The sequence below is a fragment of the Pseudomonas sp. Sample_20 genome (genome assembly GCF_004307585.1).
In the GTDB taxonomy this organism is placed as follows: Bacteria; Pseudomonadota; Gammaproteobacteria; order Pseudomonadales; family Pseudomonadaceae; genus Aquipseudomonas; species Aquipseudomonas atacamensis.
Map to the genome: position 1 here is coordinate 1 of NZ_RCOA01000047.1, position 13,349 is coordinate 13,349.

Consider the following 13,349-nt stretch of genomic DNA (forward strand, 5'->3'; position numbering starts at 1 on the left):
AGGCGCGTGGGATGTATGCGGTGACGGCGGATACCAAGAATGAAGAACTGCTGGCGGATGCGAGTGAAACGCTTGCTTCGGCGAAGACGATTGCTCAGGACATTTCCAGTTTGTTGCCAGCGCCGCAGCGTCGGGCGTTGTTGGGGGTCGCTCAACTGATCATGTTGGGGGAGCTGGCGGTGAATCGGGTGATGGATAATCTTGAATTGCCGGGCTAAGACTGACGCCTTCATTCTGCTGCTCTTACCCTCAAAAAAATTACGAGAACTGGTGACTAGATAGGGGCGGAGCTGTTAACAAATCCGTCCCCAAACCACGTTCTCAAAGCCAGTCCCCAGAGACATTACCTAAAGGTAGCCTTGTTTTGGTCGTCTGGCTGAATCTCAATTCGCGCGTTTTGCAAAAAAGAGATTGGTCGTCCCACAGATCCTTGTGTCTCGACCAATGCGGTTGTGCGCATGTCTATCATCGACGCAGAAGCAGCGCATATATGAGCTTTCGGATCTTGGGGAAGGTTCGAAACCCACCAAACCCATATTCATCCAAGCTTTTCTTTTGATACCATCGCGCCACCACCAGGGAGGCGATATGGCAAAGCGGAGTGGATTCGAAAAGGTAATCCGAGCAATTGCCCGGGAGTCAGCAAAACAGCAACGGTTGAATGAGTCAGAGCGTCGCGCGGCAGTACGCGCAGCTGATCGTGCCGAACGGCAGCAGCTTAAAGCTCGCGCGATTCGCGAGCGTGAGCAGGTACGATACGATCGCGAATCTGAGCGAGCGGCAAAGCAAAACTACTTGGAATTTCGTGAGCAGGAAGTCCGAGATGGAAACGCAACCATTCGGTCTTGGATAGAAGGATTGGAGTCCATCTTGTCGGCGTCTTTGATGGTAGACGATACCGTCACATTTGATTCCCTTCGTGTTTTGGACAATCCGCTTCCGTTTGCTCCAGCGAAATCATTGACCACCGTTGTCGAGGGCCCTTCGTTAGAGTTCTTTACGTCGAAGGTTCCTCCCTTGCCTTGGTATCTTTCGTTCATACCAAGCTTCAAAGCCAGGCACATCGACCGATTAAGAATTGCCACAGAACAGTTCAACTCAAGCGAGGAGGAGCATAAGGCTCTGAATGCCCAGCGCTTGGAGGCGCTGAGAAGTGCGCGTGAAGTCTATGAAAGTGGTGTATCCGCGCTACTCGAAAAAAAGGCACTACGTGATTCCGAAGTCGATGCGTTCCGTTACTCCTACTATGAGGGCGATCCCGAATCGATAGTTGCATATTGCAGCATGGTGCTAGAAACATCTGATTACCCAGAAGGCTTCCCGCAGAATTTTTCGCTGGCATTCGTCCCTGAATCCAAACAACTAGTGGTTGAATACGAACTGCCTTCGCCGGAAATCATTCCTGAAGTAGCAGAATACCGTTATATAAAATCCAAGGACGAAATTACCACTAAGCTTCGTAAAACGGCGGAAACGAAGTTTCTGTATTCTGATCTCGTCGCAAGTATTGCACTTAGATGTCTCCATGAGCTTTTCGAAGCAGATCAAGGAGAGTTCATAGAGGTCTGCTGTTTCAATGGCTACATAAACAGTATCGATCCTGCCACGGGACGGGCAGTGCAACCTCATCTCGTTTCTGTGCGCACCACGCGCGAAATCTTTATGGAAATCGATCTAGCGCGAGTCGATCGTGCCGTCTGTCTTAAAAATCTTGGTGCACACGTCTCCCGGGCGCCAAGCGAAGCGCAACCGGTTCGACCAATAATTGAGTTCAATATGGTCGACAAGCGTTTCGTAGACCAGCAGGATCTGGTATCGCAACTCAGTTCAGCCACCAATCTTATGGATCTGAATCCCTACGAATTTGAAGCTCTTGTCGCGAACCTCTTCGGGAAGATGGGGTTAGAGTCTAAGCTCACCCGATCCTCACGTGATGGAGGAGTCGACTGCATTGCTTACGACCCTCGTCCCATATTAGGTGGCAAGGTTGTTATCCAGGCAAAACGATATAAGCATACCGTCGGCGTTTCTGCAGTTCGGGACCTCTACGGGACAATGATGAACGAGGGCGCCAATAAAGGAATTTTGGTCACGACCAGCGGCTACGGTCCAGATGCGTTTGAGTTCGCTAAAGACAAGCCAATCGAATTGATTGAGGGCGGAGGACTTCTTTTTCTTCTTCAGGAAATTGGAATCGAAGCTCGGATTTTGATGCCCGTGGAGTAATCGAGATTTGCGGTTCATCGTAGATATTCCTTACACGACTCACCCTCTAAAAAGCGGACTGGTCACTCCCGCCATTTTATCTCGGCTATTCGCATAAGCGGGCGGGTCGAGTTAGGGGGACGAGGCGTGACTAGCCCTCGATAAACACAAGCGTTTAAAAAGACATCTCCAGTCACTTTCCCAGGCTACATATCCTTGCGCCTTTGCCTACAGCTACGCCAGAATCCGCCGGCTTGTGCGCCTAGGGGGCGGGATCTATTGTGGTGCGGTCGCTGACGAATCAGTGATCGGATTTGACCGTCCGCCCAATATCAAGGCGCGCCAGCGTTCTGCACCTGTTCAGGCATTGTCTGAAATTCTGTTGCGGTGGCTGTGCGTGGGACACCTTCGGGTGTGCCGGATTCCTTGATGTCCGGTCGGTCAACCCGCGTACAGCTGCCACCCTGTTTGTTTGACCGCGAACGGTGGCGGCTCCAGTCATCAAGGAGCTTCACCATGATCAAACCAACACCCAACCCGCCCGAAACCGATCCCACGTCTCCCTACGAATTCTTCGATTCAAACAAGCTCCACGAAGCCGCTGACCGCGCGCTCGATCATTACCTGTCGCCAAACAATCTCCTGCCTCCGCCGCGTAAGGCGCGGGGGATGTATGCGGTGACGGCGGATACCAAGAATGAAGAACTGCTGGCGGATGCGAGTGAAACGCTTGCTTCGGCGAAGACGATTGCTCAGGACATTTCCAGTTTGCTGCCGGCACAGCAGCGGCGGGCGTTGTTGGGGGTTGCTCAACTGATCATGTTGGGGGAGCTGGCGGTGAATCGGGTGATGGATAATTTGGAGGTGGCGGGGTGATGTGATGTGCGGGGCGCCAGCGGGTAGATTTAGCGTTAGTGCTGGCGCCTTCGCGAGCAGGCTCGCTCCCACAGTTACTGTGTCGCTTTTGAATAAAACAGTCCCTTTTAAATGCCCGACTCAGCCTTAACAATTTCGGCCGAGAGCGTCCGCCGTTAGCGGCTGCGAGGTCCAATCAACACAGCCAAACCAGAAGGTAACGCCGTCGATGGCCATTCGCTGCCATACAACCATCTCCCTCCACCAGCTATCCTGCGCACCCAGCGAATGAAAGGAATCAGCTGTTTGGGCACAGCGTTTTAGGCTTTGTCCTACAGCCAGCACTTGGCCGTTTCGATAGCGTCAGGCTGTTGAACTCTCAAGTCGAGATTCCCCAAATGGACAAGGATGAGTCATGAGTGAATATGGAAATGTGCCAAGGCCTGCACTGCCTAACCCACCAAGAAAAAAGATTTACCGTGGCGTTGAACCGGTCGATCTGCACGCCAAGTACTGGGCGGAATACCCGGAGGCTCCAGCGGAAAAACCGGCTGCTGTTAAGGCGATAGCGGAGCCAGGATTTTATATCGTCCAACAAGTCATGCCGCGCTCCGCGTTAGAGGCGGCGTTGTTTGATAAGCCGGATATTGCAACGCTTGAGAAATTCACGCGTCTCAACCCCCACGTTACCGGCTACGCCAAGCCTGGTCAGCTCATTGTGCTGAGCGATCCGAACAATCCGCAGTGCACTCGTGAAGAAGCATTGCTCATGGAAGCCGCCCAGAAAGTGGACGCGGCACTCAAACCCATGAGCGACGAAGAAGCCAGCTTCATGGTTCAGTATCGGAGCCAGATAGAATCCGTCCTTTCGCAAGGCTCAACCTCAATCGGCGTTGGTGAGTCTATCTTTGCCAAGAACCTGGAAGACGTGAAGACCTCGCTGACGGAAATCGAAGCTCTGCATCAGAAAAGTTTTCAGCGTGATGGTCACTTGCGTAGCTCAGAGTTTTTCGCTGAGCGTGCGCGACTGTTTGCGAAGCTCGATAGACAGCTCAACGGCTTAACCCGAAAAGGCATCGGCTTCCCTGATCATCCAAGTCTGAAGTCAGCCCTCGGCATATCGAGCAAAAGCCTGGTTCATCACTGGAGTCTGGCTGGCGCGCCGGGACAGATTCCCGGTTACGCCACGCACGCGGAGGGTGTCGCCAGAGCAGCCAAGGTCGTAAAGTACGGCGGTTGGGTCGGCACAGCAGTGGGCGGCGGGGCGTCTTACATGAAGGTTCAGGAGGTCTGTGCGGCTGGCGACGTAGATGCATGCGAGAAGATCAAATATACCGAGGGCGGTAGTTTCATCGGGGGAGTAGCCGGCGGCGCTGCTGCCGGTGCGTTTTTGACCGGCTCCACGGCTGGAATTATCTGTGTCGGCTTGGGTGTACCTACAGGCGGCATGGCAACTTTGGCATGCGGCATTATTGTTGTCGCAGCAGGTTCATATGCTGGTGGCGCCCTCGGAGGCGCTACCAGCGAATGGGCTGGTGAGAGGATCTATGAGGCAGTGAAGTGAGTATGACGTTCGTTGATAAGGTACTTCTGTCCATTGCTGTCGCTGATATAGCAGGGCTTATTCTTTGGATAGGCATTTGTTTGCACTTGGCTTATACAAAGGTGGATTTGATGTTGGAGCATCTGAAAAATTGCTCAGCCATTATGTCTCGCGCTCCCCTTAGGCATGGTGGGCCTTGGGGGAAGCTTTTGCTGATCGGTGGCATTTCAGGGATTGTGACCTTCCCTGGGTTTTATTTGAAAAGGGGCGAGCTGAGTTCTGAAGATTTAGCCCGTTTTCCAGCTCCACTGAAACGAAAGCTCGCCGTGCTGCAATGGAGCGTGATTGGTCTGTTATTGGTCATGATCTGCTTTGGTATAGCTGTGAAGTCAGGTTTTGTTTAGCCCTGTTGTAATTTGCAGTCCCCAACGCTGGCATGGTTGCCCTTGATAAACACCGATGTTTAAAAAGACATCTCCAGTCACGCTCCCAGGCTACATATCCTTGCGCCTTTGCCTACAGCTACGCCAGAATCCGCCGGCTTGTGCGCCTAGGGGGCGGGTTCTATTGTGGTGCGGTCGCTGACGAATCAGCGGTCGGGTTTCGCAGCTCGGATCAATCAAGGCGCACAGCGCTCCAGTTCGTTGTCATTTTTGGCAGTGATGCTTTATGGCGGCTGTGCGCGGGATACCTTCGGGTATGCCGGGTTCCTTGATTCCCGGTCTGCGAACCTGCGTACAGCTGCCACCTCTCTTCGTTTCGCAGCGAAACGTGGCGGCTCCAATAATCAAGGAGCTTCACCATGATCAAACCAACACCCAACCCACCCGAAACCGATTCCACGTCTCCCTACGAATCCCTCGATTCCAACAAGCTCCACGAAGCCGCTGACCGTGCGCTTGATCATTACCTGTCGCCCAACAATCTCCTGCCTCCGCCGCGTAAAGCGCGTGGGATGTATGCGGTGACGGCGGATACCAAGAATGAAGAACTGCTGGCTGATGCGAGTGAAACGCTTGCTTCGGCGAAGACGATTGCTCAGGACATTTCCAGTCTGTTGCCGGCACAGCAGCGGCGGGCGTTGTTGGGGGTTGCTCAACTGATCATGCTGGGGGAGTTGGCGGTGAATCGGGTGATGGATAATTTGGAGGGTGGCGGGATGATTTAGAAGACGGGGCCAAGGCTTGATTTGGAGTAAGCTTTGGCGCCTTCGCGAGCAGGCTCGCTTCCGCGGGGGTTGGTGTGGATCGCTGGTTCTGTGGCCGGCGCTGAAGTTCATGATAGTGGGTCGGTTGCTGTCTTTAGAACGTTAAAGGAATTCACTCGATGGACTCATATTTGAACGGGGAGTCAACCGACCTCGCGGAGTTGGTGATGGAGTTTTCAACTACGATTTGGAACTGGTACGGGCAGAGCGAGTACCGACGAGTTCTTGCTGTTTGCTTGGCAATTCGGGGGCTTACCTTCTTGGCTATGAATGCTGATGAGCAGCGACAAACGATTCCTGGTTGCCCAGCCTGTGAGGTTTGGTCGAAAACAATGCTGCCTTTGCATGAAGCACTAACAGTATGTGGGGCCGCGATGCAAAAGGATGTTCGGGGTGGACTGCAGCATGTCTGGGACTTGTGCAGTTCCTTGCCTGAGTCGGCTATCCATTGCGATGATCGGTCGATATTTGATCAATGTGAATGGCAGCCTCTACGGGAAGCCGCTAATCAGGCTCTAGCTTTCGTAGACGCGGAGAAAATGTCCCCTTATCTGGATGAACTAATTTCGGATTGTCGAAGTGCCATGGTTCAGTCGTGATCAAAACCCACACCCAACCCGCCCGAAATCGATCCCACGTCTCCCTACGAATTCCTCGATTCCAACAAACTCCACGAAGCCGCTGACCGCGCGCTCGATCATTACCTGTCTCCAAACAATCTCCTGCCGCCGCCACGTAAGGCGCGTGGGATGTATGCGGTGACGGCGGATACCAAGAATGAAGAACTGCTGGCTGATGCGAGTGAAACGCTTGCTTCGGCGAAGACGATTGCTCAGGACATTTCCAGTTTGCTGCCGGCACAGCAGCGGCGGGCGTTGTTGGGGGTTGCTCAACTGATCATGTTGGGGGAGCTGGCGGTGAATCGGGTGATGGATAATTTGGAGGTGGCGGGGTGATGTCGTTGGCCTTGGTCCGGCGCTGGGCCTTGGGATTTTAGGTGCGGTAGAAGAGCCCCTCACCCCAGCCCTCTCCCGGAGGGAGAGGGAGCCGACCGAGGTGTCTTGCGTTTTACATCGACCTGAGCGTGCGCGTTGATTATGGATTTGTGATGCTGCGTTCTGGTCGGTGTGATTCTGGTGTATTGCCGGAGTTTCCATTGCTGCATAGCTGCGTATGCCTGAGACCTGTAGACACTCGAGTAAAAGAGCCCCTCACCCCAGCCCTCTCCCGGAGGGAGAGGGAGCCGACCGAGGTGTTTTGCGTTATACATCGACCTGGAAGACCTTAGCGACTATGGCTTTGCTGGGCTTCAGCAATGCTGGATTCAGAGCGATGCGTTCAGCTCGGCGTATCTCTCGAACATCCCCGAATCGGTTCCCTCTCCCTCGGGAGAGGGCTAGGGTGAGGGGCTTCCCGGCCGTGGCAACAGGGTCTCCAGTCTGGCCAACGGCGGCGCATCCTGGTTGCGATCAAATACTTGGATTCCAACCTTGAGCAACCGTCCATTCTCTGCGCTAGCGATCACCTGTTCACAGCGCAACAACAATCTTCCTTGATCACATTCAACAGCCTTCATCCCATTCGGCAATCGCCCCTCCAGCCGTAGCTCAGCCATCCGGCTCTGCGCGGCAATCATCGCCACCGACCGATCCCTTAAAACCCCACTGCTCTGAGTCATCAACCCCGCCACACGCACGGCGGCGGACATGGCGACGGCGATGATCGCCAGTGCCACCAGCACTTCAATCAGGGTGAATCCTTCCTCTCGCGTTCGCGCGCGCATACATGGCCTAAAAGCAAAACCCAGCCCTCGACGCTAACCCCCGTCCTTGACGGCTTGACGACGGAAACACCCGAGGATTTTCAACATCCCTGACATATCTTCTTGCAACACTGCGCGTCGAATTCGGATCAAGCCAGGGAATGTCGAGATGGATATCGCACCTTTGAACACGCTCAGTCAGTCGCCGCGCACACCGCGTAGCCAGCAGGGTTTTACCTTGATCGAGATCATGGTGGTGGTGGTGATTCTGGGGATTCTGGCGGCGATGGTGGTGCCCAAGGTGCTCGACCGGCCGGATCAGGCGCGGGCGACGGCGGCGAAGCAGGATATTGGTGGGTTGATGCAGGCGTTGAAGTTGTATCGCCTCGATCACGGCACGTATCCGAGCATGAATCAGGGGCTGAAGGTGTTGGTCGAGCGGCCGGCGGATGCGAAGAACAGTAACTGGCGTTCGTATCTGGAGCGTTTGCCGAATGACCCGTGGGGCCGGACTTATCAGTACCTCAACCCGGGCGCGAATGGCGAGGTCGATATCTTTTCCCTCGGCGCCGATGGCCAGCCGGACGGCGATGGCGTGAATGCCGATATCGGTTCCTGGCAGTTGTAAGGCCGGCCGTGAACACAGGTTCGCTCAATGGGGCGAAGCAACGGGGCATGGCGATTATCAGCGCGTTGTTGATTGCCGCCGTGGTGGCGGTGATTGCGGCGGGGATGTTGACGCGCCAGAGCGTGGCGACCCGGGCGCTGGAGGCCGATCAGCAGCGGGTGCAGGGGCGTTGGGTCGCGCAGGGTGGTCTGGAGATCAGCCGGCAGTTGCTCTGGGATGCGCGCCTGCGTGATCCGTTGACCCGGCGTGATCAGCCTTGGGCGCAGCCGTTGTTGGCGGCGGGTTTTGCCGGGCGGCTGGAGGACGAGCAGGGCAAGTTCAACCTGCGCAATCTGGTCGCCAATGAGCGCATCGATGAGGCGCAGGTGCAGGCGTTCGAGCGCTTGTGTGAACTGATCGGTGTGAGTGCCGTTGTCAGCCAGCGCATCCGTCAGCGGGTGATTGCCGGTTATCCGCATTTGCTGAATGCGCAGATTGGTGCGACGGGCAAAGCGGGTTTCGACAGTGGCCGCGCGACTTCGCCGGATGCCGATCACAAACCGCAACCGCCGAAGGTGCCGATGCTGCGCACGCTGGATGATTTGCGCAGCGTCGAAGGCGTGTCCGATGCGCTGATCGGCCAACTGGCGCCGTACGTGACGGTGATTCCGGCGACGACGTGGATCAACGGCAACACCGCCACGGCGCAGGTGCTGGCGGCGTATGTGCCGGGGCTTTCGCTGGAGCGGGCGACGGCGTTGATTGCCGAGCGTGACGCCGGGCGCTGGTTTATCAATCGCGGCGATTTCGTGAACCGCTTGCGCATGCCGCAGCTGGAAATGAGCAGCGTCAAGGTCGGTATCACCAGTGACTGGTTTCGTTTGCGCGGTGAGGCGCGGCGTGATCAGCGCCGGGTCAGCCTCGACGCTTTGCTGCACCGCAGCGAGGATCGGCTGCCGCAGGTGATCTGGTCGCGGGTGGGCGCATGAGCCAGTTGCGCGTCGCGTTGCCGCCGCTGGCGGAGCTGGAGTTGCACAGCGAAGTGAGTTGCGCCTGGCTGGATCGTCACGGGCAGGTCAGTCGTGAGGAACGGCTCACCCTGCGCCATTTGGGACAGCAGCCGAAACAGCTGCCATTGCTGTGCTTTCTGCATCCGGCTGACAGCCTGCTCGCCAGCATTGATCTGCCGCCGCTGCCCGCGAACAAAACGGCGGCCGCTGTTCAGTGCGCGGCGCAGGCGTTGATGCTCGGCGACAGCAGCCAGATGCATATCGGCCACAGCCCTCGTGATGCGAGCGGGGAGGTGCAAATCGCCTGGGTGGCGCGGCAGCATTTGCAGCGTCTGGCTGCGGTGCTCAAGCAGGCGGGTTTGAGTCTGCGCGGTTTGTATCCGGCGCCGTATAGCCTGCCAGTGGCGCCCGGTGTTGTCGCTTGCGTGGCGGACGGTCATTTGCTCCGGCGCGAGAGTTTGAACAGCGCGCAGGTTGAGCCGTTGCTCGGTGACGAAGTTGATGAGGCATCGTTTGAAGCCGGATCAGCACAACGCTGGATCGGCCCCTTGCCCGGTTGGGGTTTGCACGGTGGTCTGCAACAAACCGGCGGCGAGCAACGCGGCTGGGGGCGCGCTGTCGGGTGTGTGGCTTTGGCGGTGGTGGTCTGGGTGATTGGCCTGAATCTCTACGCCGCCCGCGAAGCGCGGCAGGGCCAGCAGCTCAAGGCGCAAATGAGTCAGCGGGTGAAGCAGGCCTTTCCCGAATTGCCGGTGATTCTCAACCCGCTGCAACAGGCCCGTCAGCAACTGGAGCAGCGGCAAAAAGGCGCGGTCGATGATCCGGCGCAGAACTTCAATCGGCTGGTATTGCAGGCCGGCACGGGCATGCCGTTCATGGCCGGCAGTGTCGAGCGCCTGACCTATCGCGACGGCGCCTTGCAACTGGCGTTGCTAAGCGATGCGAACCGTGGCGGCAACGACAAGGACTGGCAAAGCACGTTGGCCCAGGCCGGCATCAGCGTCACTGCCGATGACGCAGGCTGGACGCTGCGGCCGAGCGATGAATCCAGCGCAAACACCAACGAAGACGACGACAGCGGAGCAGACGATGAGTAGGGCGACGCTGGCGATTTACCGTGGACGCTGGCAGCGCTTGCGCAGCCAGTTGCGGGCGCGTTGGCAGCCGTTGGCGCTGCGTGAAAAACGCATGGTCGCCGGCATGGCGCTGGTGCTTGTGGGTCTGTTGATCTGGCTGACGCTGGTCAAACCGCCGTTGGCCACGATCACTTTTTGGCAGAGCGAAACGCCCAAGTTGCGCGCGCAAACCGAGGCGCTGGAAGTGCTGTTGCGCAGCGTCAATGTGCGGCCGCAGGGGCAGAGCGTTGACCAGTCGCTGGAGCAAAGTCTGCAAGCGGCGGGGCTCACCGGGCATTACCAATTACAAGCGGCGGAGGGCGGTGCGTGGCAGTTGAATGTCGACGCCGCGCCGGCCGATGCGCTGCTCGACTGGCTGCTCAGCCAGCCATCACAACTTTCTCTGCAGGTGGTCGAGGCGCAGTTGCAACGCGCAAGCGCGGCCTCGACCGATGTCACCGCCGGCACTTTGTCAGGCACCGTTCGCATGGATCAGGCGCAGGGCGCTAAGGAAGCTTCATGAAGGAGTCACGCTGCAAACCGGCACGTCTGGCGCTGCCGTTGTTGCTGATGGCATTGAGCGCGTGCAACAGCACCACGGCGCCGCAGAATCAGCCGCCGCTGTTGGTCGACAGCGAACTCGGGCGGCCGCTGGCCAACACCCAGCGCAGCGGCGATGCGGTGGCCGATCGCGAACGGGCGCAGGCTCAGGCGCGGCCGGTGCCCAAGCAATTGCATAACATCAGTCAGCGTGGGCGCAGTGCTGGTGCTGCGCCGAGCGACACGGTTGCGCGCAATCCGTTGGGCGAGCAACCGGTGACGCTGAATTTTGTCGAGGCGGATATTCAGGCGGTGGTGCGGGCGCTGTCGCGGGCCACCGGGCAGCAGTTTCTGGTCGATCCACGGGTCAAGGGCAATCTGACGTTGGTCTCGGAAGGTCAGGTGCCGGCCCGTCAGGCCTACGACATGCTGCTGGCGGCGTTGCGCATGCAAGGCTTCAGCGTGGTCGATGTCGGCGGCGTGGCGCAGGTGGTTCCCGAGGCCGACGCGAAGCTGCTCGGCGGGCCGATCTACAGCGCCGACAAACCGGCCGGCAACGGCATGCTCACGCGCACGTTTCGCCTGCAATACGAGAACGCGGTGAACCTGATCCCGGTGCTGCGCCCGATCGTTTCGCCGAACAATCCGATCAATGCCTATCCGGGCAACAACACCGTGGTCATCACCGATTACGCCGAGAACCTCACCCGCGTCGCGCAGTTGATCGACAGCATCGACACGCCGAGCGCGATCGACACCGATGTGGTGCAGATCCAGAACGGCATCGCTGCCGACATTGCACCGATGGTGGCGGACTTGCTCGACGCGCCGGGCAATGATCCGACGCAGAAAATCGCGGTGATTGGCGACCCGCGCTCGAACACCATCATCATCCGCGCCGGCAGCCCCGAGCGCACCGAGCTGGCGCGCAACCTGATCTACAAACTCGACAACGCGCAGAGCAATCCGAGCAATCTGCACGTGGTTTATCTGCGCAACGCCCAAGCGGCGAAACTGGCGCAGGCCTTGCGCGGTTTGCTTACCGGCGAGAGTGACAGCGGCAGCAGCGACGCGGCGCGGTCGGTGCTCAGCGCGATGGGCAGCAGCACCGGCGGCAATGCCGGGCAGAACGGCCAGAGCAGCACGCCGAGCACTGGCACTTCACCGACGACTGGCAGCGGCGCAAGCGGCGGCAGTTATGCGCAGGGCAGTGGCGGCGGCAGCAGCAGTGGCGGTACGCAGAGCAGTGAACAGAACGTTGCGTTCAGCGCTGGCGGGGTGACGATTCAGGCCGATGCCACCACCAACACGCTGCTGATTTCTGCGCCGGAGCCGCTGTATCGCAATCTGCGTGAGGTTATCGATTTGCTCGATCAGCGCCGTGCGCAAGTGGTGATCGAGAGTCTGATCGTCGAGGTCGGCGAGGACGATGCCAGTGAATTCGGTGTGCAATGGCAGACCGGCGATCTCGGCGGCAAAGGCGTGATCGGTGGCGCCAATCTGGGTGGCGCGGGGCTCAACACGGGCGCCAAGAACAGCATCGACGTGCTGCCGCAGGGTTTGAACCTTGGCTATGTCAACGGCACGGTCGACATCCCCGGCATCGGCAAGATTCTCGACCTGAAAGTGCTGGCCCGGGCATTGAAGAGCAAGGGCGGCACCAATGTGCTGTCGACGCCGAACCTGCTGACGCTGGACAACGAAGCGGCGAGCATTTTTGTCGGCCAGACCATCCCGTTTGTCAGTGGTAGCTACGTCACTGGCGGCGGGGGCACCAGCAACAACCCGTTCCAGACCGTGACCCGCGAAGAGGTCGGCCTCAAGCTCAACGTACGCCCGCAGATTTCCGAGGGTGGCACGGTGAAGCTGGATATCTATCAGGAAGTCAGCAGCATCGATGAGCGCGCGTCCAACAGCGTGATCGCCGCCGGCATCGTCACCAACAAGCGCGCGATTGATACCAGCATTCTGCTCGACGATGGGCAGATCATGGTCCTCGGTGGTTTGCTTCAGGACGGCTACAGCCAGAGCAATGATGCGGTGCCGTGGCTGGGCAGCCTGCCGGGCATCGGCGCGCTGTTTCGCAACGAACGCCGGGCGATCACCAAGACCAATCTGATGGTGTTCCTGCGCCCGTACATCATCCGCGACAGCGAAGCGGGGCGCAGCATCACCCTCAACCGCTACGACTTCATGCGCCGCGCCCAGGGCGGCTTGCAACCGGAACGCAGCTGGGCGATGCCCGACATGCAGGCGCCGCAGTTGCCAAGCGCAGCGCAAGGCGTGCCAGCGCCGGGGCCGACATCAAGCCCACGCGCCACGATCAAAGCCGTACCGATCGAAGGGAGCACCCGGTTTTGACTGAGATGATGATTGTGGCGAGGGGATTCATCCCCGCTCGGCTGCGTAGCAGCCGTAAAACCGGTACTCGCGATTTGCCTGGAGAAACCGGTTCTCAAGGTTTGGGTCTGCTTCGCAGCCCAACGGGGATAAATCCCCTCGCCA

At 58.2% G+C, this 13,349-nt stretch carries 12 protein-coding genes and 1 pseudogene; 12 read left to right on the plus strand and 1 reads right to left on the minus strand.

What is annotated here, in order from left to right; all coding sequences use genetic code 11:
- From D8U70_RS11980 to D8U70_RS12015, 7 genes and pseudogenes are all read left to right on the plus strand, one after another.
- A pseudogene (locus D8U70_RS11980) lies at window positions 1-218 on the plus strand (DUF6124 family protein); the annotation flags it as partial.
- 370 nt (window positions 219-588) lie between these two features.
- Window positions 589-2,226 carry a restriction endonuclease gene (locus D8U70_RS11985; RefSeq protein WP_130928954.1) on the plus strand — a complete coding sequence of 546 codons (1,638 nt, stop codon included), beginning with the start codon at window positions 589-591 and terminating at the stop codon, window positions 2,224-2,226.
- 495 nt (window positions 2,227-2,721) lie between these two features.
- On the plus strand, window positions 2,722-3,081 hold the full coding sequence (locus tag D8U70_RS11990; RefSeq protein WP_130928955.1) for a DUF6124 family protein: 360 nt from the start codon (window positions 2,722-2,724) through the stop codon (window positions 3,079-3,081).
- Window positions 3,082-3,475: 394 nt separating this feature from the next.
- Window positions 3,476-4,624, plus strand: a complete 1,149-nt coding sequence (locus D8U70_RS11995; RefSeq protein WP_130928956.1) for a hypothetical protein — start codon at window positions 3,476-3,478, stop codon at window positions 4,622-4,624.
- A 2-nt stretch (window positions 4,625-4,626) separates the two neighbouring features.
- On the plus strand, window positions 4,627-5,007 hold the full coding sequence (locus D8U70_RS12000) for a hypothetical protein (protein WP_177433965.1): 381 nt from the start codon (window positions 4,627-4,629) through the stop codon (window positions 5,005-5,007).
- 398 nt (window positions 5,008-5,405) lie between these two features.
- The gene (locus D8U70_RS12005; RefSeq protein WP_130928957.1) at window positions 5,406-5,771 is read left to right on the plus strand and encodes a DUF6124 family protein; all 366 of its coding nucleotides are present in this window, start codon (window positions 5,406-5,408) and stop codon (window positions 5,769-5,771) included.
- A gap of 665 nt (window positions 5,772-6,436) precedes the next feature.
- The gene (locus D8U70_RS12015; RefSeq protein ID WP_130928959.1) at window positions 6,437-6,766 is read left to right on the plus strand and encodes a DUF6124 family protein; all 330 of its coding nucleotides are present in this window, start codon (window positions 6,437-6,439) and stop codon (window positions 6,764-6,766) included.
- Window positions 6,767-7,206: 440 nt separating this feature from the next.
- Here D8U70_RS12015 and gspI read toward each other — a convergent pair whose 3' ends face one another.
- Window positions 7,207-7,593 carry a type II secretion system minor pseudopilin GspI gene (gene gspI / locus D8U70_RS12025; RefSeq protein WP_130928961.1) on the minus strand — a complete coding sequence of 129 codons (387 nt, stop codon included), beginning with the start codon at window positions 7,591-7,593 and terminating at the stop codon, window positions 7,207-7,209.
- A 148-nt stretch (window positions 7,594-7,741) separates the two neighbouring features.
- Here gspI and gspG point away from each other — a divergent pair, with 148 nt between their 5' ends.
- The 5 genes from gspG to gspD are packed head-to-tail and all read left to right on the plus strand — an operon-like array spanning window position 7,742 to window position 13,205.
- Window positions 7,742-8,200 (plus strand): type II secretion system major pseudopilin GspG, encoded by a 459-nt coding sequence (gene gspG, locus D8U70_RS12030; RefSeq protein WP_130928962.1) that lies wholly within the window; start codon window positions 7,742-7,744, stop codon window positions 8,198-8,200.
- 47 nt (window positions 8,201-8,247) lie between these two features.
- On the plus strand, window positions 8,248-9,168 hold the full coding sequence (gene gspK, locus D8U70_RS12035) for a type II secretion system minor pseudopilin GspK (protein WP_130928963.1): 921 nt from the start codon (window positions 8,248-8,250) through the stop codon (window positions 9,166-9,168).
- Complete coding sequence (gene gspL, locus D8U70_RS12040; RefSeq protein WP_130928964.1) at window positions 9,165-10,286, plus strand: type II secretion system protein GspL; 1,122 nt, start codon at window positions 9,165-9,167, stop codon at window positions 10,284-10,286. The genes gspK and gspL overlap by 4 nt, the downstream gene beginning before the upstream one ends.
- Window positions 10,279-10,827 (plus strand): type II secretion system protein GspM, encoded by a 549-nt coding sequence (gspM, locus tag D8U70_RS12045; RefSeq protein WP_130928965.1) that lies wholly within the window; start codon window positions 10,279-10,281, stop codon window positions 10,825-10,827. The genes gspL and gspM overlap by 8 nt, the downstream gene beginning before the upstream one ends.
- Window positions 10,824-13,205, plus strand: coding sequence for a type II secretion system secretin GspD (gspD, locus tag D8U70_RS12050; protein ID WP_130928966.1), 2,382 nt, complete (start codon window positions 10,824-10,826; stop codon window positions 13,203-13,205). The genes gspM and gspD overlap by 4 nt, the downstream gene beginning before the upstream one ends.
- The last annotated feature ends 144 nt before the right edge of the window (window positions 13,206-13,349 follow it).